The organism is Janthinobacterium sp. 35 (genome assembly GCF_002754575.1).
Taxonomy (GTDB): Bacteria; Pseudomonadota; Gammaproteobacteria; order Burkholderiales; family Burkholderiaceae_D; genus Janthinobacterium; species Janthinobacterium tructae.
Window position 1 is genome coordinate 772,519 of the sequence record NZ_PEFN01000001.1, and the last position, 19,692, is coordinate 792,210.

Below are 19,692 nucleotides of genomic sequence, written 5' to 3' on the forward strand. Positions count from 1 at the left end.
GTACGCCAAAGGCAGGGGGCGTTTGAACGCAAAAACTAGAGCGGCGCGTCTAGTTTGCGCGACTGGAAGCACAGCAGCAGCATGGCCAGCAGCGCCGCCAGCGCGCCGCCGATGGCGATGCTGGGCAAGCCGAAGGTGACAATCAAGGTGGCGCCCAGCGCGCCGCCAAGGGCCGTGCCCGCATTGAAGGCCGCGATATTCAGGCCCGCCGCCACGGCGTCGCAGCCCGGGCAATGCCGCTGTGCCAGGAGCAAGAGGCGCATGGTCGACAGGGTGACGAGGGCAAAGAACAGCATGCCCAACGTGCCGCACAGGGCCAGCATGGCCAATGGCTGGGCGCGCAGCACATGGAACCCCAGCAGATTGCACGCCAGCGCGGCCAGGGCCAGCATGGCCGCACGGTCCGCGTGTGCGGCATCGGCGCACTGCCCACCCAGCAGGTTGCCGCCGATGGCGCACGCGCCAAAGCACAGCATGGCGGCACTGAGCCAGCCCGCATCGAGTCCGCCCAACTGCAGCAGGAAGGGCGAGATATACGTGAAAAAGCTGAAGGTAGCCACGCTGACCAGCGCCGCCACGCCGGCCGCCAGCAGCAGGGGCGGCTGCAGGATGGCGCGCAAGCTGGCCAGGGCCGACGCGGCAGCGCCCTGCTGGCGCGCGGCCGGCATAGCGCAGCGCAAGCCGGCGCCGCCGCACAGGGCCAGCACGCCGATGGCGGCAAACACCCAGCGCCACGACGCGACGGCGCCCAGCCACGTCCCCAGCGGCACGCCACCGGCCAGTGCCAGGGTCAGGCCCAGCCAGACGATGGATAGCGCCCTACCCGCGCGGGACGGGTCGACCAGACTGGTGGCCGCGTGCGAAGCCACCGCCATGAACACGCCATGCGCGAGACCGACGGCAAAGCGCACACAAAGCAGCGCGCCCAGTGCCGGCGCTTGCGCCATGGCCACGCTGCCAGCGGCCAGCACGAGCATGCTGGCCACCAGAATCTGGCGCGTGGGGCGGCGCGCCAGCATCGCCGTCAGGATCGGCGCACCGATGGCCGCCCCCAGCGCATACGCGGCGATGGCGCCGCCGGTCGCCGCCACGCCGGCGTGCAGGTCGCGCGCCATGGGCGACAGCAAGCCGGCGCCGATGAATTCGCACAGGCCGAAGGCAAAGCTGCACAGCGACAGCCAATAAATAGAGGGAGGCAGCGCACGGCTGCGCGATGAAACGATGGACATGGCAATTTCCGACAATCAAAAACGCCATGCTGGCCCCTGGGCCATCATCTGTAAAATATCTTATTTATCTTGAAATGAGACTTTGAATGTCTCAATGGCTGGAAAAGTGCCGCAGCTGCGCCAGCAGCCGCTCGCGCACGGGAGAGTCTCGTTGCGAATCCCACGCCATGTACAGGTCGAGTTGGCGCAGCGCTTCGGGCGCGCTGCTTGCCAACGGCAGCATGACGACACCCGCAGGCGCGCACACGGCCAGGCTGGCTGGCAGCAGGGCCACGCCGAAACCGGCCGCCACCAGGCCCAGCACCGTTTGCAAGCGGCGCGCCTGCTGCACCACGTGCGGCACGAAACCCGCATGCAGGCACAGGCTGGCCAGTTGATCGTGGAACCCCTGGCCCAGCGCGCGCGGCGAGGCGACGAAATCGTCACCGGCCAGGTCCGCCAGATCCACCCTTGCCTGGCCCGCGCAACGGTGGCCGGATGGCAGCGCGATCACGATGTCTTCACCCGACAAGCGCTCGAAGCGCAAGCCCGGCGTGCTGCGCCCCGGCGCGCGCAGCAGGGCGATATCCACCTCGCCCTGCTCCAGCCACTCGACCTGCTGCTGCGTCGACGCTTCGCGCAAGGTGAATTGCACGGCGGGCGAGGCGAGGCGGAAGGCGCGCAAGGCATGCACTACGTGGGCATACGGGGTGATGTGGATGAAACTCAGGCGCAAGTGCCCCTCGATGCCCTGCGCCACGCGGCGCGTGGCGGCCACGCCCTCTTCCAGGCTGGCCAGCACCTGGCGCGCCGTGGCCAGGAAAGCATCCCCCGCTGGCGTCAGGCTGACCTTGCGATTCGTGCGCTCGAATACGGGGTAACCCAGGGCTTCTTCCAGGCGCAGGATGGCCTGCGACAACGGCGGCTGCGCCATGTGCAGCCGTTCTGCCGCGCGGCGGAAGTGCAGTTCCTCGGCGACGGCGATGAACTGGCGCAGCAGCCGCGTCTCGATCATGGGCCTTTTTTGGCGACCGCCAGGATATGCCGGGCGATGCCGCGCAGGATATTGACTTCTTCCGTCTCCAGCCCTGTGCGCGAAAACAGGCGTTTCAGGCGCGGCATCAGTTTTTTCGGGTTGTCGGCATCGAGGAAGTCGATGGCCACCAGCGCCTGCTCAAGATGCGCATACATGCCGTCGACCTGCGCCAGGCTGGCCGCGTCGCCATGGAAACCGACGGGGCTGGCGAGCTGCCCATCGCCGAGGGCCGCCACGCGGCATTCATAGGCGACCACTTGCGCCGCCTGCGACAGGTTCAGCGACGAGTAAGCGGGATTGGCGGGGATGTTGATCAGCACATTGCACTGCTCGACGATCTCGTTGGGCAAGCCGAAGCGCTCGTTGCCGAAGATGACGGCAGCGTGCAAGTCTTCGCTGGCGGCCAGCTGGCTGGCGATGGCGCGCGGGGCCGTGACGGGCGGCGAGAATTCGCGCAAACGGGCCGACACGGCGGCCGCGTAATTGCAGCCTTCGAGCGCCTCGGCGATGGAGCCGACGATGCGCGCGCCGGACAAAATATCCTGCGCGCCGCTGGCGAAGGCCACCGCTTCCGCATCCGTCAAGGCGTCGGGAAAACGCGGGTTGACCAGCACCAGATCGGAAAAACCCATCGTTTTCATGGCGCGCGCGACGCCGCCAATGTTGCCAGGACGACTAGTTTCGACAAGAATAAATCGCATGCGTTTGAAAAGAGACGTGTTGATTTCGGGCAGATTCATTTAAAATAGCGCTATTGCGCGGTATCGATACAGGAAATTTCGGGAAACGGAGTCACAAAACGCTGACGCCAGGCCGGGATTTTAACCACTTCGGCACCGCTCCGCTCTTTAATTCATTCTTGCACTCTATCGTACCGGCGCCGCAAGGCGGCCATGGGCGGTCGCGTGCTTTTAACGGAAGCTCACATGCACCCAATGCTCAACACGGCGATCAAAGCCGCCCGCCGCGGCGCCGCCGTCATCAATCGCGCCTCTTTTGACCTCGACCGCGTCGTCGTCACGGAAAAACAACATAACGATTTCGTCACCGACGTCGACCAGGCGGCCGAACAAGCCATCATCGAGGTGCTGTCCAAAGCCTACCCGGACCACGCGTTCCTGGCTGAGGAATCGGGAGCTTCCGCCAACTCGCACGACGAGAATGAATATCAGTGGATCATCGACCCGATCGATGGCACCACCAACTTTATCCACGGCTTCCCGCAATACTGCATCTCGATCGCGCTCGCGCATCGCGGCGTCGTCACGCAAGCCGTCATCTACGATCCGGTCCGCAACGACCTGTTCACGGCCACCAAGGGCGCCGGCGCCTACCTGAACGAAAAACGCATCCGCGTCACCAAGCTGGACCGCATCTCGAACGCCCTGCTGGGCACGGGCTACGTGGCCGGCAGCGCCCGCGCACTGGACGAATACCTGAAGATGTACGCGATCATGGGTGAACGCAGCCAGGGCGTGCGTCGCGCCGGCTCGGCCGCGCTTGACCTGGCCTACGTCGCTTGCGGCCGCCTGGACGGCTTCTACGAAAAAGGCTTGAAGCCCTGGGATATCGCTGCCGGTGCCCTGATGATCACGGAATCGGGCGGCATCGTCGGTGAATTTTCCGGCGAATCGGACTACCTGTACAAGGGCGACGTCATCGCCGCCAGCCCGAAGATCTTTGGCCAGATGATCACGCTGCTGACGCCTTTCGCCTGATTGACAGACGCGCTCTGATGTAAAAAAAGCTGCCGGAGGAAACTCCGGCAGCTTTTTTATCGCCCAAATGTATAGTGATCAGTCGCTGACCGCATACGACGTCGACGTCAGGATGCCATTCGGCGTGCGTACCGTCACCGTCAACAAGCCGTTGCGCACGTTGTTCGGCTGGCACGCGGTGCCGATCTGGGTCACGTCGCTGATCATCTGCACGGGATAGATCCAGTTTGCGGAACTGGCGCTGTCCATGCTCGGCACGACAAAGCTGGTGCCGCTGACGATGCTGCCATTGCTCGCCGAGAAGGTGATCGTCGTGCCGGCCGGCAGAGGATTGCCAGGCAAGTCCATCGCCTGCCCCGTAACGGCGGCACGATTCATGGCAAACACGGTGTCATTGCTATCGCGGATGGCGAGCGGGAAGGTGCGTACCCGGTTATCGAACACGCTGCCATCGACGCACTTGTCCAGATCAATGGTGGCAGCGCCCAGCGGCGTGAAACGCGCCGTGCTGCCGGACAGCACCTGCACCAGTGCCTGGCGTATATGCACGGTGTTGGCAACCGTCGTATTGGCGCTGGAAGCAGCGCGTCGGATGCCATTGTATTGTCCATCACCGGCCTGGTCCCAGATGCCGTTGCCATTCGAATCAGTTGGTTTTTCGGGACTGACAAGCACGGCGTTGCCCGTGCTGTAGGCGTCATCCTTGAAATTGGCATTGCTGCCAACAATGGCGCGGTCATTGCGGAACGGTTCACCGAGGTCGACATAGCTTTCGCCGGTATCATACAAATTGTTGCTATTCGCATCGACAAAGCTCTCCTCGCCCAGGGCAACCGCCAGGATGGTCACGCGGCCGTCAAGCGGGCGGGTGCTGCCGGGGCAGAAACGCACGCTGCACGAACCCGGTATGCCCTTCTGCGTGATCACCGTACCGTCCGTCAAGGAAGTGTTGACCAGGCCCGTCAGGCAGGATGCATCGACGGTGCCGCCTTCGGCCGTGAAGCTGACGGCCGTGCCATCGGGCACGGGATTGTGGAAATGATCGCCCAGGCGCGCCGTGATGGTGGCGCCCGTCGGTGCGGTGCAGTCGGCAAAATCGCCGCCTTCCGTATTGAACATCGATGTGCTCAAGGTAAAGCTGTCCTGCTCGGGTATGCCGGTGGACACCACCAGTTGGTCCGACACCGTCGACAGGCTGGTGCCTTGCAGGCTGGCCGTGACGCGGATCGGCGTACTCATGGTGCCGGAAGCGACCGTGGTGCTGACGCTGCCATCGGCGCCGCTGGTCGATTGCGCCGGATTGAGGCTCAGGCCGCCTGCCGTGGTATTGAGCGAAAAATTGACCACTTTGCCGCTGACGGGATTGCCGTTCCTGTCGAGCACCTTGAAGGTGACGATGGACGACTCTTGCCGGCCCGCACCGCCCGTGCCTTTCAGGGCGATGTTTTGCGGCAGCGCCGAGACAAAGCCGATCTGGCCGGCACTGGCCGTCTGCACCGTCAGGGTGCCCGTCTGGCTCAAGGTGGTGGCATTGAAGACGGTGCTGGCCGTGATCACGTCGGGCGCGCCGCAGCCCTTGTCGATGTACGAGGTACTGGCCACGCCATTGACCGTATTCACGGGACTGCTGATGGCCGCCTTGCCGGCTGCGGCGCAAGGCGAGCTGAAGACGACAGACTGTACCGGCGCATACACGGCCGCGCCATTCATCACCGTCACGCTCAGGCCGGCCGTGCCGCCCGCCGACAGGGTCGCCGGCACGACGCCCACGCCGCCCAGGGTCAGGGTCGGGTAGACCACCGTGTAATTGATATTCGACGTCAACACGCTGCCGTTCACCGTGGCGCTGGCCGTCAGCGCAAAAGCGCCGCTCTGGCTACCGGCCGCGATGACGATGCTGGCCACGCCGTTCGCGTCCGTCAGGGCGCTGGCCGCACCCGGGGTGAAGCTGGCGCTCTTGTCGCTGCTGTTCAAGGTCAGCAAGACACCCGACAGCACCGCACCCTTGCCATCCTTGACGACGGCTTGCACGGTGGCGCTGTTGCCCGGGCTGACCGAAGTGGTCGCCTTGCCGGCCCCGTCTTTCAGGCTCAGCGCCAGGGTCGCCGGCACCGGTGTCACGGGAACCACCGGCGTGACGGGTGGCACCACGCAGCCGGGCAGGTTCGGATTGCGGCCCGGGTCCAAGGTGCTGCAATCGCTGCTGCCGGAACCGCCACCACCACAGCCGGCCAGCAACGTCACTGCCGTGCCGGCAGCCAGACACAGCGCCCAGCGCGCCGGCACACCGCTACTCATCAATCCAGACATTCACTTCTCCCTGTTATTTTGCTGCTGATCATGTGTTACTGCTATCTTGTTCAAGCCTGGTCGCGTCCCAGGATCAGGCGGATGCCGGCGCCGCGCCCCTGGCTGGCGACGGCCACCAGTTGCACGGCCTCCCCCCGCTGCGCCAGGGCTAGACGCAAGGCATAGGCCTGGCGTGCGTGGCCGGGCGCGTACAGGATCTGGCTGCGTTCCTGGCGAAAGCCGGGCTGGTTACGCAGCCGGCTGACCGCCATGCCCCGCGCCTGCACGCGCAAGCGCATCTGCGCCGCCATGCCGCGTATGCCATTGCCATTGATGATTTCGATCTCGGCCAGCGCCTCCGGCGCGACGGCCACGGCTGGCGCGGCTGGCGCGGCCGGCACCAACGCCAGCTGCGCCGCCTGCACCAGTTGCAAATTATTGCGCGCCAGTGCCGTGCCACCATCGCGCGCCATCGCCTGCTCGAGCATGCTGGACGCTTGCGCCAGCTCCCCTTGCAGGTAATACACATAGCCGAGATTATTCAGGGGCTGGGCAGCCTCGGGAAAGTCGCGCACCAGCACCAGCAGCGCCGTGGCGGCCTGTTCAAGCCGGCCCTGGCGCGCGTCGAGCACGGCCAGCGCATTGCGCGCCGCCAGTTGCTGCGGATCAAGGGCGATCGAGGCGGCAAAGGCTTCGGCGGCAAGCACCAGCTGGCCGCGTGCCTGGTAGAACTTGCCCAGTTCAAAATACGTGACGGCATTCTGGCCGGCGGAATGGCTGGTGCGCTGCACGCCCTGGATCTGCCACTGCGGCGGAGCATGGCTGGCTGTGCAGCCCGACAACAGCAGGAATGCAAGCATATACAAGCCTGACCTCCCGAACCTGCTCAATAGCGGCCTCATACCGCCCCCATCGCTGGCAGCAGGGCGCGGCGAATCTGCAGCAGGGCAGGCCCCATGAGCACCACCAGCAAGGACGGGAAAATGAAGAAAATCAGGGGAAACAGCAGCTTGAGCGCAATCTTCGCCGCCGTTTCCTCGGCGCGCTGGCGCCGTTTGGTGCGCAGCTCGTCCGACTGCACGCGCAAGGAGGCGGCGATGCTGGTACCGAAACGCTCCGCCTGTATCAGCAGGGTCACCAGCGCGTCGACGTCTTCCACGCCCGTGCGCAGGGCCAGGTTGCGCAAGGCCTTGTCCTTGGCGCTGCCGGCCCGCAGCTCCAGCGTCACCAGTTGCAACTCCTCGGCCAGGATCTCGCTTTTCATGCCAATTTCCTGCGCCACGCGTGCCAGCGCCGCATCCATCGCCAGGCCCGCTTCGACGCAGACGGTCATCAAGTCCAGCGCATCGGGAAAGGTTTCGAAGATTTCGCGCTGCCGCTCTTTCAGGCAATGCTTGAGCCATAAGTCGGGCAGGTAATAGCCGAGGGCCGCAGCCAGCACCAGCCACAGGAACAGCTTGTGCTCGCCATGGCGCAGCAGCAGATACGCCAGCAGGGGAAACAGCAGGGTCAGGCCCGTCTTGGCCGCATAAAACAGCGCCGGCGCGGAGCTCTTGCGCCAGCCCGCATTGATGAAGCGGATGCGGATGGGCGACTCTTCCCAGCCATCTTCAGGCAAGGATAGCTTGGCCAGCGGACGGGTCAGACTGATCAGGTGTCCCAGCCAGCGCTGGTTCATCCGGCCCGCCTTGCCGGTATCTATTTTCTGGACGTCCAGGGTATCGAGGCGCATTTGCACCGCGTTGCCCGCGAACAGACGCGCCAGCACCAGGACGATGCCGAACACGATCAGGAACAGCACCACCAACAGGCCAATCTGCAAGCCGCTCATCGTGCCACCTTCTGTATAGTCAATTGCATCATTTCATGGCCTCACACGCGAATCCGGACAATCTTGCGGATCACAAAGACGCCCACTACCAGCATGCCAAAGGCAAACCCGACCATCTTGCGGCCGCCGCTGTCCGTATACAACACGGCGAGGAACTCCGGGTTTGTCACCTGCATCATCAGCGCGGCGGCGAAGGGCAGCGAACCGAGTATCCAGGCCGACATGCGCCCTTCGGCCGACAGCACACGCACCTGGCCCATCAATTTAAGGCGGTCGCGGATGATGGCGCTGATACTGTTCAGCAACTCCGTCAGGTTGCCGCCCGTTTCACGCTGGATCAGCACGGCGATGACGAAATAGCGCAGGTCCGTGCTGGGCACGCGCGCCGCCAGGCCCGACAGGGCATCGGACATCGCCACGCCGAAATTGACTTCGTCAAACACGGCGCGGAATTCATCGGCCAGGGGCCCCGTCATCTCTTCGCCAACCATTTTCAGGGCCGTGGGAAAGGCGTGGCCGGCGCGCATGGCGCGGCTCATCATGTCCAGGGTCTCGGGCAACTGCTGCTCGATGCGCACCAGCCGGCTGGCCTTGGCACGGGCCACGAGCAAGAACGGCAGCGCCGCGCAGAAAAAAATCAGCAGCAGACGCAGATACCAGGGCAAGGGGCTGAGGCTGCCCAGCAGCAGCCCGAGTAGCAAGCCCAACAGGCAATAGCCGAGCAGCTTGCCCACATTCCAGTTTTTACCCGACTGCAGCAGCAAGCGGTCCAGCCATTGCACGCCAGGGAGTGCCTCCAGCAAGCCCTGTACGCCCGCATGCGCGCTGAGCTGCCGATCCTTGGTGATCGACACGGTTTTCTGCGCGTCGTCGCTGGCCGTATTCATCGCCCGCAAGCGGCGCGCCACGCGCCCGGCACCGGCGCCGCGCGACTGCAGGTTGAAGTAAACGGCGCCGACCAGCAGCATGACCGCCAGGAAGATCAACAGATACACCAGATACGAGAGATAGCCCATGCCGCGTCAGCGCCCGGTACCTGTCGGCTCGAAGACCGCGCTGGAAATGCCGATGCCAAAACTCTTCAGGCGTTCCAGGAAATGGGGACGGATGCCGCTGGCCGAGAAATACCCGACGACCGCCCCGCTCTCCCCCACCCCCGTCTGCTTGAAGCTGAAGATTTCCTGCATCGTGATGACATCGCCCTCCATGCCGGTGATTTCCTGGATCGACGTGACCTTGCGCTTGCCGTCGATCAGGCGCGACACTTGCACCACCACCGATATGGCCGAGCTGATCTGCTGGCGGATGGCCTTGCTGGGCAGGTTGGCGGCTGCCATGCTGATCATGTTTTCCAGTCGCGTAATGGCGTCGCGCGGGGTGTTGGCGTGGATGGTGGCCATCGAGCCTTCATGGCCCGTGTTCATCGCGCCCAGCATGTCGAGCGCTTCGGCGCCGCGCACCTCGCCCAGGATGATGCGGTCGGGACGCATCCGCAAGGCATTGCGCACCAGCGCGCGCTGCGACACCTCCCCCTTGCCTTCGATATTCGGCGGGCGCGTTTCCAGGCGCACCACGTGCGGCTGCTGCAATTGCAACTCGGCCGCGTCTTCCACCGTGACGATGCGTTCGGTATGGCCGATAAAGCCGGAAATCACGTTCAGCATGGTGGTCTTGCCGCTGCCCGTGCCGCCGGAAATGAGGATATTCATCTTCGCCTTGCCCAGGCCCTGCAGCACCTCGGCCATCTCGGCCGTCATGCTGGTGTAGGCGACCAGGTCGGCCAGGCGCAGGGGATCGACGGAAAAACGCCGGATCGACATCACGGGCCCGTCGATGGCCAGCGGCGGGATGATGGCGTTGACGCGCGAGCCATCGGGCAGGCGCGCATCGACCATGGGGCTCGATTCGTCGATGCGGCGGCCCACGCGCGAGACGATCTTGTCGATGATTTTCATCAGATGGGCATCGTCATTGAACACGACATCGGTCAATTCCAGCTTGCCGCGCCGCTCGACGTACACTTGCTTGTGACCATTGACGAGGATATCCGACACGGTCGGGTCCGACAACAAGGTTTCCAGGGGGCCAAAACCGAGCATCTCGTTGCGGATGTCGCGCGTCAGGTTCTTGCGCTCGACATCGTTGATGACCACGGCTTCTTCGTCGAGCAGGCGCTCGACCAGGCTGCGCAACTCGTCGCGGATCTGTTCCTGCGTCAGCCGCTGCATGCTTTCCAGGTCGACGCGCTCGATCAGCAGCGCGTGAATGCGCTGTTTCAGCTCGCGGTAACTGCGGTTGTCGATGGCCGGCGCGCGCTGCGGCGTCAGGGTAGCGATCTTGCCATTACCGAGACGCTCGCGGATCGACAGGCTGGGGGCGGGAGAAGTTGCCATGAGAATTCCTGTTCGTGTGGTGTTAGGCGCGCCGCAGCATGCGGCTCAGCCAGCCCTGCGGCACGGCTTCGGCGCTGACGCCCGTCAGGCTGGAGGCAAACTCCTGCAGCGAGCGCGTGATGGGGCTGTTCTTATCCAGCTGCAAGATCGGCATGCCCTGGTTGACCGATGCGGCGGCCGACGCATAATGATTCGGCACCGTGCGGTCGATCGTGGTGCCATACGCCGCCTCCAGGTCCTGCAGGCGGATTTCGCCACCCTTGTCGTGCCGGTTGACGATCAGGCGCACCTTGTCCTTGTCGTATTCGAGCGAACGGAACATGCCCAGCAGGCGCTTGCCATCGCGGATATACGGCAAGGTCGTTTGCAGGATGGGGAAAATCAGGTCCGCGTGGTCGAGCGCGCGCACGCTGACCGCATCGAGGTTGCGCCCCACGTCGAGCACCACGAAATCATACTGGCGCCGCGCCAGCTTGATGATGGCGTCGATATGTTCGGGCAGCACTTCGCTGGCATGGGCCGGGTCTTCCGGTGCCGCCAGGACGCTGAAATTGGGCAGCACATTGAGCATGCTCGAGGCGAGGAACGACGGGTCCAGGCGGTGGATGTCGCGCGTCACATCGGCCAGCGTGGCCAGCGGTTTGCTCTCGGAGACAAACAGCGAGGCATCGCCGAAGTGCAGGTTCAGGTCCAGCAGGGCAACACGCTTGTGGCCGCTGGCTGCCAGGGCATAGCCGAGGTTGGTGGCAATGAAGGTGGCGCCACTGCCGCCCTTGCAGGAAATGAAGGCCAGCACCTTGCCATTGCCATTGTCGCGCCGCTCGAGTTTTTCCTCGATGCGCTCGAGCGCCGGGTAGATGCTGGCGGCTGCGGCCGGCGACGGCAATACTTCGCGTACGCCGGCACGCATGGCTTGCAGCAGGAAGTCGGGCGACTGCTGTGGACACAGCAGAATAACGGCCAGGCGCGGAAACTGATTGCTCAGGCGCTCGATGGCGGCCAGGTCGGCGCCATCGTTGCCGGGCCGGTCGAACATCAGCACATCGGGCAGCTCTTGCGCCGAATACAGTTGCTCCAGCGGTCCGCTGCGCGCATCGACGTCGTCCGCCGGATTGCGGTTGCCGACCAGGCGGCCCAGCTCGGCCAATACTTTTTCATCCCGGGATATGATGGCGATTTTCACGATATACCTTGCCTGTTCTGTGGTAACGGCGACATGTTCATTGGCGTCCGAGGCTGATCGTCATGCCGCCCGATTGCGGCACCGGCGCGCTGAACGACTTCTGGTACGCGTTGTAGCCCGCCACCGCCGCCTTGCCATCGAGGCCAGTCACCGGGTCGCGGTTCAGTCCCGCCTGCGGGTTGATCACTTGCTGGGCGCGCAGCAAACCGACGCTGCGGCCAAAGTTGCGGTCGAAGTGCGGCGTGGTGGTGCAGCCGCTGGAGGCAAACGACGCCAGCAGCACGCACAGCAGGGAAAGGAATGGAGGACGCTGCATGCTCACTCTCCTATTGAATGTCGAAGCCGGTCGCCGCTGCGGCGCCCGGTTGTTTGTCGGCCGCTGGCGGCGCCTTGGGCTTGCCTTCCATCTTTCCTTGCAGGAAAAACTGCGCGCGGCTAGGCGCCACATAGGCATCCGTCGGCAGCACGTAGTCGCCGGCCAGCGGCTTGACCAGGTGCGGCGTGATGATGAACACCAGTTCGGTGCGGTCGGTCTGGAAATCGCTGCTGCGGAACAAGGCGCCCAGCACGGGAATCTCGCCCAGCATCGGCAGCGCCTTGATATTCGTGGTCACATTGTTCTTGATCAGGCCGCCGATGGCAAAGCTTTGGCCGTCGAACAATTGCACCGTCGTGGTGGCGCGCCGCGTGGTGAACGCCGGCAGGATGGCGCTGCCGGCGGTGCCGCCCGTGGTGATGCCGATGCCGTCCTTGTTCAGTTCCGACACTTCCGGCGCCACCTTCAGGTTGATGCGCCCGCCATCGAGCACGGTGGGCGTGAACTTGACGGCGATACCGAACTCCTTTTCTTCCAGGGTGATCTTGTTGGTGGCGCTGTCTTGCGAGACGGGAATGTAGATCTTGCCACCAGCCAGGAAGCTGGCCTCCTGGCCGCTGATGGCCATGATGTTCGGTTCGGCCAACACTTTCACGAGGCCGTCGCGCTTTTGCGCATCGAGCGTGAGGAAATTGCCGTTTTTACCATTGAAACCATCGATCATGCTGGGGTTGCCACTCAACAAGTTCGACAGGAAACTATAGGTCCAGTTGCCGCTGCTGGCGCGCGCGCCGATGCTGGCGCCCAGCTGGTCGACGAGGGTTTTCGAAACCTCGGCAATCTTCACTTCCAGCATCACCTGTTGCGGCGCGGCGATGGTCAGCATGTTGATCACGCTCACGCCGGCGGTGCCAGCACCGGCGGCACCGCCGGCAGCGGGCGCTGGCATCACACCCGCTGTGGCAATGGGCGCCGCCGCTTCGCTGGCGCCGCGCTGTGCGAACGCCGTGGCCATGGCCATGATCTGGCTGGCCTTGACGGCATCCGAGACCATGCCCGTCAGCACGATTGCGCCGCCGGCCGAGCTGGCCTTGAGATCTGTTTCTCGCGGGAACACAAGCGCCAGCTGCGCCTGCAAGCCGTCGGCATCGACACCGACTTCGATATCGACGATCACGGGACGGTGATCCTTGTCCCACAGAATCAGATTGGTACTGCCCGGTGCCAGGCCCCAGATATACAGCTCGCTGGAACTGCCCAGCAGCCTGGCACCCGCCACCTTCGGATCATTCACGGCGATCTGCGAGACGGCACGCGTCAGGCTGCGCAAGGTCGACTTGCCAACGGACAAGCGGATCGGAGGACCCAGCCGGGCGATATCGGCCCCCAGCGACAGCGGGGCCGCCTGGCTGACGGCCTCCACCTTGCGCAAGGCGGGTGCGGCGCTGGCGCCGGGCTGCCACAGCAAGCTCGCCGTCAAGCCACTCAGGGCCAGGGCCAAGGTCAAGCGGGGCCTGACGATACGGGTACGAAATGAGGTCATCAACTATCCCTGGTTCTGAAATTTTTAAAATTGCTGGACACGCGTGTCCATGCCCGTGATCACTTTGACGCTCTCGGCCGGTGGTGCGGGAGCACGCGGCGCCTGCCGCGCTGGCGCTGGCGCAGCCGCACGCGGCGCGGCGACCGGCTCCAGCGGCTTGAGTCCCAGCAGCGATTCCTTGGTGGCGCCGTCCGTGTTGACGGGCGCCGGATCGATCTGGTTGCGCAGCACCAGCGACAAGGTGCCCACGCTGCGCGCCAGGTCGAGCTTTTCCACCTGGTCCGGCGTCAATTCCAGGGTCACCGCATTGACCACCTTGGGCTTGTTGTCGTCGCGGCTCGATTCCTGCGCCACGGCCAGCACCAGGATGCGTTCAAGCACGATCTTGGAAATGGCCAGTTCCGCGCCACCGCTGGCCTTGGCGCGGTCATCCTGGGTATTGACGAGGATGTCGACAAAGTTGCCAGGCAAGGCAAAGCCCGCCACCCCGACCACATCGTTGACGCGCACGGTCATGGCGCGCTTGCCATCGGCCACGATGGACGACAGGCCGCCACTCGTGCCCGGCGGCGCGAGCTTGCTTTCCAGTACCGGTTCACCGAGGCTGATGGCCGTGCGCGTGATGCGCCCGTCGAGCGCCTTGCTGTCGGCAAAGGCGCCGGGCGGCTGCGCGCCGGCGGGCCAGTCCATGCTGCGCAACATGAGCGGAGTGATCTTCGTGCCCACGCCGATATCGACCAGGGCCACGACGATCTTCTGGTTCGACGGCGTACTCTGGCCGCCCATCCAGATCGCCGCCGTCAGCACGGCGGCACCGGCCAGCACCAGGGCCAGCAGCAACATGAGTAAAGCACGGGTATTTCGCATCGTTTTTCCTCTGACTTCAGCTTGATTTCGGTTCACGCCGCTCTTGCACGGCCATGTCATCAGCGCCATGGCGCTGATTCGCGCCGGCAAAATAATTATTCCAGGCCCAGTCCAGCACCTGCTCATTCAGTTGCACCGCCGTGCCCTCGTAGCGGGCCAGGTCGCGCACCTGGCGCAGCAGGTCGCGCGGATAGCAGGCCAGCAAGGGCGTCGCGCCGCGCGCATGGCGCTGCAGCAGGAAGGCAAAGGCGGCGGCGTCGAACTCCACACCATAGGCGGAGCAGGTCTGGCGAAACACGGTTTCGTAATGCGCTGCGCTGAGTGCCGGCACCTCGATCTTGTAGCCCAGGCGGCGCAGGAAGGCCGCATCCGACAAGCGCTCGGGCAGGAAATTCGAGGAAAACACCACCACCACGTCGAACGGCACCTGGAAGGTGTGGCCGTTGTGCAGCGACAGGTAATCGATGGCGCGGTCCATCGGCACGATCCAGCGGTTCATCAGCTCCAGCGGCGAACAGCGCTGGCGCCCCAGGTCGTCGATGATGAAAATGCCGTTGTTGGCCTTCAGGTGCGGCGGCGCGCGGTATAAACGCGTCACGCTGTCGAAGCGCAGGTCCAGCATTTCCAGGGTCAGCTCGCCGCCGGTGAGCACGGCCGGACGGCGCACGCCGCGCACCCAGCGCGCGTCGAGCTGCACGGCGCGCTCGATGCCGGCCGGCGCTTCCGGCTGCTGCGCCGCCGGCAAATGCAGCACCGGGTCATAAAAGGGCACGACTTCGCCATCGACCATGATGGCGTAAGGCAGGGCAATGGCCCCTTGCAGCAAGTCTTGCAAGCGTTCGGCCAGATACGTCTTGCCGCTGCCGGCGGCACCGTAAATGAAAATGGCGCGCCCGGAATTCATGGCCGCGCCCAGCTGGTCGAGCACGGCCTGGTTGACCACCACGCCGTCGAAGCTGGCCTGTACCTGCGGGCGCGTGACATGCATGTTGGCCACGCTTTGCGCCGCCACCTGCGCATTGTAGGCGGCCAGCGGCACGGGGCATGGGCCCGCATAGGCATTGCGCGCCAGGCACTCGAGGGCGCGCTGGCGGCCGCTGTCCGTCAACTGGTAGTGAATGTCGGCATCCGTGCCGCTAGCGCCGCGGCGCATGACTTCGCACATTTTTTCCTGCCGCATGAAGACCATGACGGGATCGATCACGCCCAGGCCCAGCTTGACGTAGCTGGCCAGCTCGGGCAGGTGCAGCTGTCCCCGCTGGAACAGCACCTTCACCAGCAATTCGACCAGGAAAAAGAAGGGCAAGCCCGTCTCTTCGACGGTGCGCGGAGCACGCATGGCCGCCGGCGCGGCAAGCAGATCAGCAGGCATGGGCACAGGTGCAGTAGACGCCATGGATCATGCGAACCTTCCCAGCTGACCACTGGCGGCCAGCAGCAGGTAGAGCGAGGTGCCGCTGGCGATGGCGATGGCATAGGGCAACTGGCCGCTGGGCTTGGCAAGCGCATCGATATCGGGCCGTTGCGTAGCGATGGCGCGCATCAGGCTATTCAGCACCAGGTGATAGCTGTTGCTCGCCACCTGGCGCAGCGTGCCGTGGAACGCCGCCACGGCCAGCGCCAGCACGCCGCCAGCGAGCAGGCTGGCCAGCAAGCAAAAGAAGACGGTCTGCGGGCCGACAAAAGCGCCCACCATCGCCATCAGTTTCACGTCGCCGGCGCCCAGTGCCTTGATCGCGTACATCGGCAGCAACATCGCCAGGCCCAAGGCAAAGCCGCCCAGGGCCGGCCAGAAGCCGAGCGCGCCGGGCGTGGCCGTCAACAGGCCTGCACCGGCCGGCAACACGGCGTTGAGCAACAGTCCTGCCAGCGCGCCTGAAAACACCAGGCGATTCGGAATACGGCGGCTGCGCACGTCGTGGTACACGGCCAGCAGCAGCAGAACGGCCAGCAGGACTGCCGGCGACCAGCTCAGGAAAAGATCGGTGTACATGGATTATCCAGCGCAGGAAGGACAAGGACTCGGTACAAACAGAAATGGCCCGGCGCCATGCAAGATGATCCGGGCCATCACAGTGACAAGTACACGCTTGGCGTGCGGCTTGCCCTGATGCATATGCTTAGGTTGCGGTAATCTTGGCGGCAATCTTGTCAAACACGGTCACGAGGTTGGTGCCGATCGAGGCCACGGCCACACCGATCACGGCAGCGATCAGCGCTGCGATCAGACCGTATTCAATTGCGGTCACGCCATCTTCTTCAGCGATAAAATTTTTGATGAAATTCATGATTAATCCATTCAGAGTAAGTGTTAACAACGTCATATGGGACTGCTGATGCAAGCAGTAAATTGCTCACTTATGAACCCTTGCAGATGGCCAGCAACGCAAGCAGGAACACCACGGCCATCAGCGACAGCAGCAAAGCATGTTCGAAAAATGAGTTACCACTTTGATCTTGCAAGAAATACGCAAGCTCACCCGTCCCACCATCGTTCAAGCACATTTCCAGCTCCTGTCACCGTTCGCATTTTCAATCTGGCTAACTCAGCGACGATCACCGATTGCTGATAAAGGTATTGTATGGAAATACACATTGATACCAATCAGACAAAAGTCATTTTGTTGCCGGTACAAAAGAGCCTATTTTCCTATACGGTAGCAGTACATTTGTACTGGCTTCAGCATTCCTGGGGCGCCGCCAGCCCGTTCTTCACCGCGTACACATACAGCTCCAGGCGGTTGGCAACGTCCAGCTTGCTGTAAATCGATGTCAAGTGATTGCGCAAGGTTTGCTCGGAAATGAAAGCGCGCTGCGCGATGGTCTTGTTGAGTGCCCCATTGCCTTCGACCATCATGGCGACAATCTTGCGTTCCTTGAGGGTCAGCAGGGCAATGCGCGCCATTTCGGGATCGGGCGGCGCCGGCATGGGCGCCGGCTTGATCAGCGCTCCCAGCAGACTGCCCAGCAAGGCCTGGTCCAGGCACAATTCGCCCCGATGTACCCTGGCAATGGTATCGATCACCTGCTCCGCCGCCGCCTCCTTGCCGATCACGCCGCGCGCGCCGCTGCGCACGGCGCGTCCCAGCACCTCCTGGTCGCGCGTGCCGCTGAACATCACCGCCCGCGTGACGCCATTGGCCAGCAGCGCGGGGACGAAGTCGACGGAACACACGCCGGCGAGGTCCACATCCAGCACGACAATATCGGGGCGCAAGCTCTCGGCCAGCTCCAGCGCGCCGCCTATCGTGCTGGTGCTGGCGACCACCTGCATTGCCGGTTGCGCCTCTTCCAGCAGTTTTTCCAGTCCCCACAACATGGTTTTATGATCATCAACCAGCATGACGCGGATGGGATGCAAACTTGACATACGATGGCCTTTAACGGGTCAGCCGTGACGCTCTTGCCGTCAGACTGGAATTTCAATATGCACGGCGGTGGCGCCATCAGCGCCTTGGCTGACCTGCACCCGACCGCCCAGCGCCATGGCGCGTTCAGCAATGGAGGCAGGCATGAACTCGGCGCGGGACGACGTTTCGCCCGCATTCTCTATCGATATCGACAAGGCATGCGCATCGCAAACGAGTGTCACACGGCCCTCGCGGGCGGTGGTGTGCTTGCGGATATTGCTCATGCCTTCATTGACGATCTGGAACACTTCGGCTGCCAGCCGGTCACTGAGATCAAACGCACTGTCCGAGACGATCTCGATCGTGATGCCAAAAAACTTCTTCAGCTGTTCCGCCTGGCGCCGCAACGCCACCAGCAAGGTCACCTGTTCCCGCTCCGCGCCGCCGCGCACCGTCTGCGCCATCCGGCGCAGGTCGCCAATCACCTGGCCGCTCATGTCGATCAGCTTGTCGAGATCGGCCAGCAAGGGGCTGTCGGCGGCCACCTTGGCGCGCAAGGCGCTCAAGCCATGGCGCAGGCCGATATACGGCTGGATGGTCGAATCGTGCAAGTCGCGCGCAATCTTTTGCCGCTCGCGGTACGCCGCGCCGGACGCCAGCTTGTCGAGAATGGCGATGTTTTCAATCAGGGGGAACACTTGCGCCACGATATGCAGCAGGAACCTGGCGTCGGCCCGGGTCAGCCGGTTCTTCGCGGAGATCACGTAGATGCGGCCCAGTCCCTTATGCAAAGGCAGGGGCACGCTGATGAAGGAGCGCGCATCGAGCAGTTCGGCCAGCGCCGTGCCCTGCGGCCCATGCGCATCGAGCCGCTGCCATTTCACACTGGCGCGTTCGACTCCCGTGAGCACGCTCGCCAGCCCCAGGCGCGCGCGCAAGGACGGCGCGTACAGCACGCTCTGGCTGGCATTGAACACCATCAGCGGCGCCACTGCCGCTTCGCTCAGCTGGCTGACACGCCCCGCGTGTCCGCCTTTCTCTTCGAGCGCCGTACGCAACTGCCACTGCGCCGCATCGCCCTCGCGCATGACCAGGATACAGCTGCTGGCGTCAAAAAAAACTCGCGCTTTCTGCAAGACCGAGGCCACCGTATGGTCGACGCCAAAGCGGGGATTCGATTGCTGGCTGACCTCGCGCAACAGCGCCAGGCGGCGCTTCTGCAACAGCCCCAGGCCGCCCCAGTACGCAATCATGTAGCCGAGTGCCATGACAAAGGTCGTACGCAGCAACAGGTGCGAAATGATCAGCTCAGGGGTCGATGCCACCGATGCCAGCACCAGCAGAACACAGGAGGCGAGCGTGATGCGCGCACCTTCATCGAGTCCGCGCTGAAACGCCGCCGCCAGGATGACGAAGAAAAAGAAAGGGAAAAAATAGCTTTCGGCACCGCCGGTGCCATACACGATCAGCCCGCACCACAGCACGTCCAGCCAGGATATCAGCTTGCCATGCACCACCGGATGCTTGAAATAAAGAAAAACAAACAGTACTGCGCTATGCAGCACATACGAACACAGGATCAACCAGGCCAGCTGATTCGGCACACCCAGCTTGCCGGGGTTGATGATCAGCGTTAATAGCGCCGTCACCGACAGCAGCAGGCGCATGCCAGAGATCATGACCAAATCTGCCTGATCGACCAATGGCAATGCCGTATCGGCATTCGGTTCCTCGTGCAGTTGTTGCTGTTGCAGCATGCTGATTTATTCACTTTTCAAAAACACCATCGGCTGGGTCGACAGGACAATGGTTGATTATTTTTTAATTTCTTAAGCCTCCGCATCTTACTCTCAGGAACCTTACTCAGGGGTATGGCGTATTCAATTAACTACATTTATTACAAGAAACTTGATTTATATGCACTTTAGTGCCAACCTTGCGCACTCGAAGCGAGCTAC

Annotated in this window: 19 protein-coding genes; 1 reads left to right on the plus strand and 18 read right to left on the minus strand. The window is 63.4% G+C overall.

Features of this window, described 5'->3' with window-relative positions; genetic code table 11:
* Nucleotides 1-35: 35 nt before the first annotated feature.
* From CLU93_RS03405 to CLU93_RS03415, 3 genes are all read right to left on the minus strand, one after another.
* Complete coding sequence (locus CLU93_RS03405; protein ID WP_257224865.1) at nt 36-1,229, minus strand: MFS transporter; 1,194 nt, start codon at nt 1,227-1,229, stop codon at nt 36-38.
* A gap of 91 nt (nt 1,230-1,320) precedes the next feature.
* Nucleotides 1,321-2,223, minus strand: a complete 903-nt coding sequence (locus CLU93_RS03410; protein ID WP_099760001.1) for a LysR substrate-binding domain-containing protein — start codon at nt 2,221-2,223, stop codon at nt 1,321-1,323.
* Nucleotides 2,220-2,984 (minus strand): RNA methyltransferase, encoded by a 765-nt coding sequence (locus tag CLU93_RS03415; RefSeq protein ID WP_099760002.1) that lies wholly within the window; start codon nt 2,982-2,984, stop codon nt 2,220-2,222. The genes CLU93_RS03410 and CLU93_RS03415 overlap by 4 nt, the downstream gene beginning before the upstream one ends.
* 195 nt (nt 2,985-3,179) lie before the next feature.
* On the opposite strand from CLU93_RS03415, the gene CLU93_RS03420 reads away from it, so the two are divergent.
* Nucleotides 3,180-3,962 (plus strand): inositol monophosphatase family protein, encoded by a 783-nt coding sequence (locus CLU93_RS03420; RefSeq protein WP_035826389.1) that lies wholly within the window; start codon nt 3,180-3,182, stop codon nt 3,960-3,962.
* 78 nt (nt 3,963-4,040) lie between these two features.
* Here CLU93_RS03420 and CLU93_RS03425 read toward each other — a convergent pair whose 3' ends face one another.
* The 15 genes from CLU93_RS03425 to CLU93_RS03490 form a co-directional block, all read right to left on the minus strand.
* Nucleotides 4,041-6,272 carry an Ig-like domain-containing protein gene (locus CLU93_RS03425; protein ID WP_116743689.1) on the minus strand — a complete coding sequence of 744 codons (2,232 nt, stop codon included), beginning with the start codon at nt 6,270-6,272 and terminating at the stop codon, nt 4,041-4,043.
* A gap of 50 nt (nt 6,273-6,322) precedes the next feature.
* On the minus strand, nt 6,323-7,111 hold the full coding sequence (locus CLU93_RS03430; protein WP_116743688.1) for a LytR C-terminal domain-containing protein: 789 nt from the start codon (nt 7,109-7,111) through the stop codon (nt 6,323-6,325).
* 38 nt (nt 7,112-7,149) lie between these two features.
* Complete coding sequence (locus CLU93_RS03435) at nt 7,150-8,082, minus strand: type II secretion system F family protein (protein WP_099760005.1); 933 nt, start codon at nt 8,080-8,082, stop codon at nt 7,150-7,152.
* A gap of 41 nt (nt 8,083-8,123) precedes the next feature.
* The gene (locus CLU93_RS03440) at nt 8,124-9,098 is read right to left on the minus strand and encodes a type II secretion system F family protein (protein ID WP_099760006.1); all 975 of its coding nucleotides are present in this window, start codon (nt 9,096-9,098) and stop codon (nt 8,124-8,126) included.
* Between the two features lie 6 nt (nt 9,099-9,104).
* A complete protein-coding gene (locus CLU93_RS03445) occupies nt 9,105-10,451 on the minus strand; it encodes a CpaF family protein (protein ID WP_099764211.1) in 1,347 nt (448 codons plus the stop codon).
* Nucleotides 10,452-10,497: 46 nt separating this feature from the next.
* On the minus strand, nt 10,498-11,658 hold the full coding sequence (locus CLU93_RS03450; RefSeq protein WP_099760007.1) for an AAA family ATPase: 1,161 nt from the start codon (nt 11,656-11,658) through the stop codon (nt 10,498-10,500).
* A 37-nt stretch (nt 11,659-11,695) separates the two neighbouring features.
* The gene (locus CLU93_RS03455; protein ID WP_099760008.1) at nt 11,696-11,974 is read right to left on the minus strand and encodes a pilus assembly protein; all 279 of its coding nucleotides are present in this window, start codon (nt 11,972-11,974) and stop codon (nt 11,696-11,698) included.
* Nucleotides 11,975-11,984: 10 nt separating this feature from the next.
* Nucleotides 11,985-13,517 (minus strand): type II and III secretion system protein family protein, encoded by a 1,533-nt coding sequence (locus CLU93_RS03460; protein ID WP_099760009.1) that lies wholly within the window; start codon nt 13,515-13,517, stop codon nt 11,985-11,987.
* A gap of 24 nt (nt 13,518-13,541) precedes the next feature.
* On the minus strand, nt 13,542-14,384 hold the full coding sequence (cpaB, locus tag CLU93_RS03465) for a Flp pilus assembly protein CpaB (protein ID WP_099760010.1): 843 nt from the start codon (nt 14,382-14,384) through the stop codon (nt 13,542-13,544).
* Nucleotides 14,385-14,400: 16 nt separating this feature from the next.
* Nucleotides 14,401-15,756 (minus strand): ATP-binding protein, encoded by a 1,356-nt coding sequence (locus CLU93_RS03470; protein ID WP_207780989.1) that lies wholly within the window; start codon nt 15,754-15,756, stop codon nt 14,401-14,403.
* Nucleotides 15,757-15,783: 27 nt separating this feature from the next.
* Complete coding sequence (locus CLU93_RS03475; RefSeq protein ID WP_257224867.1) at nt 15,784-16,377, minus strand: A24 family peptidase; 594 nt, start codon at nt 16,375-16,377, stop codon at nt 15,784-15,786.
* Between the two features lie 127 nt (nt 16,378-16,504).
* Entirely contained in the window at nt 16,505-16,672 is a 168-nt protein-coding gene (locus CLU93_RS03480) for a Flp family type IVb pilin (RefSeq protein WP_099760011.1), read from the minus strand.
* Between the two features lie 70 nt (nt 16,673-16,742).
* The gene (locus tag CLU93_RS28140) at nt 16,743-16,889 is read right to left on the minus strand and encodes a hypothetical protein (protein ID WP_180287797.1); all 147 of its coding nucleotides are present in this window, start codon (nt 16,887-16,889) and stop codon (nt 16,743-16,745) included.
* A 175-nt stretch (nt 16,890-17,064) separates the two neighbouring features.
* Nucleotides 17,065-17,754: a response regulator gene (locus CLU93_RS03485; protein ID WP_257224868.1), complete on the minus strand. Its 690-nt coding sequence runs from the start codon at nt 17,752-17,754 to the stop codon at nt 17,065-17,067.
* A 39-nt stretch (nt 17,755-17,793) separates the two neighbouring features.
* Nucleotides 17,794-19,491, minus strand: a complete 1,698-nt coding sequence (locus CLU93_RS03490) for a sensor histidine kinase (RefSeq protein WP_099760012.1) — start codon at nt 19,489-19,491, stop codon at nt 17,794-17,796.
* Nucleotides 19,492-19,692 lie beyond the last annotated feature (201 nt).

What these genes read in the sequence shown, in the direction of transcription:
- CLU93_RS03405 (WP_257224865.1), bottom strand. Translation starts at nt 1,229, where the DNA reads ATGTCCATCGTTTCATCGCGCAGCCGTGCGCTGCCTCCCTCTATTTAT.
- CLU93_RS03410 (WP_099760001.1), bottom strand. Translation starts at nt 2,223, where the DNA reads ATGATCGAGACGCGGCTGCTGCGCCAGTTCATCGCCGTCGCCGAGGAA.
- CLU93_RS03415 (WP_099760002.1), bottom strand. Translation starts at nt 2,984, where the DNA reads ATGAATCTGCCCGAAATCAACACGTCTCTTTTCAAACGCATGCGATTT.
- CLU93_RS03420 (WP_035826389.1), top strand. Translation starts at nt 3,180, where the DNA reads ATGCTCAACACGGCGATCAAAGCCGCCCGCCGCGGCGCCGCCGTCATC.
- CLU93_RS03425 (WP_116743689.1), bottom strand. Translation starts at nt 6,272, where the DNA reads ATGTCTGGATTGATGAGTAGCGGTGTGCCGGCGCGCTGGGCGCTGTGT.
- CLU93_RS03430 (WP_116743688.1), bottom strand. Translation starts at nt 7,111, where the DNA reads ATGCTTGCATTCCTGCTGTTGTCGGGCTGCACAGCCAGCCATGCTCCG.
- CLU93_RS03435 (WP_099760005.1), bottom strand. Translation starts at nt 8,082, where the DNA reads ATGAGCGGCTTGCAGATTGGCCTGTTGGTGGTGCTGTTCCTGATCGTG.
- CLU93_RS03440 (WP_099760006.1), bottom strand. Translation starts at nt 9,098, where the DNA reads ATGGGCTATCTCTCGTATCTGGTGTATCTGTTGATCTTCCTGGCGGTC.
- CLU93_RS03455 (WP_099760008.1), bottom strand. Translation starts at nt 11,974, where the DNA reads ATGCAGCGTCCTCCATTCCTTTCCCTGCTGTGCGTGCTGCTGGCGTCG.
- CLU93_RS03460 (WP_099760009.1), bottom strand. Translation starts at nt 13,517, where the DNA reads ATGACCTCATTTCGTACCCGTATCGTCAGGCCCCGCTTGACCTTGGCC.
- cpaB (WP_099760010.1), bottom strand. Translation starts at nt 14,384, where the DNA reads ATGCGAAATACCCGTGCTTTACTCATGTTGCTGCTGGCCCTGGTGCTG.
- CLU93_RS03470 (WP_207780989.1), bottom strand. Translation starts at nt 15,756, where the DNA reads ATGCCTGCTGATCTGCTTGCCGCGCCGGCGGCCATGCGTGCTCCGCGC.
- CLU93_RS03475 (WP_257224867.1), bottom strand. Translation starts at nt 16,377, where the DNA reads ATGTACACCGATCTTTTCCTGAGCTGGTCGCCGGCAGTCCTGCTGGCC.
- CLU93_RS03480 (WP_099760011.1), bottom strand. Translation starts at nt 16,672, where the DNA reads ATGAATTTCATCAAAAATTTTATCGCTGAAGAAGATGGCGTGACCGCA.
- CLU93_RS28140 (WP_180287797.1), bottom strand. Translation starts at nt 16,889, where the DNA reads ATGTGCTTGAACGATGGTGGGACGGGTGAGCTTGCGTATTTCTTGCAA.
- CLU93_RS03485 (WP_257224868.1), bottom strand. Translation starts at nt 17,754, where the DNA reads ATGTCAAGTTTGCATCCCATCCGCGTCATGCTGGTTGATGATCATAAA.
- CLU93_RS03490 (WP_099760012.1), bottom strand. Translation starts at nt 19,491, where the DNA reads ATGCTGCAACAGCAACAACTGCACGAGGAACCGAATGCCGATACGGCA.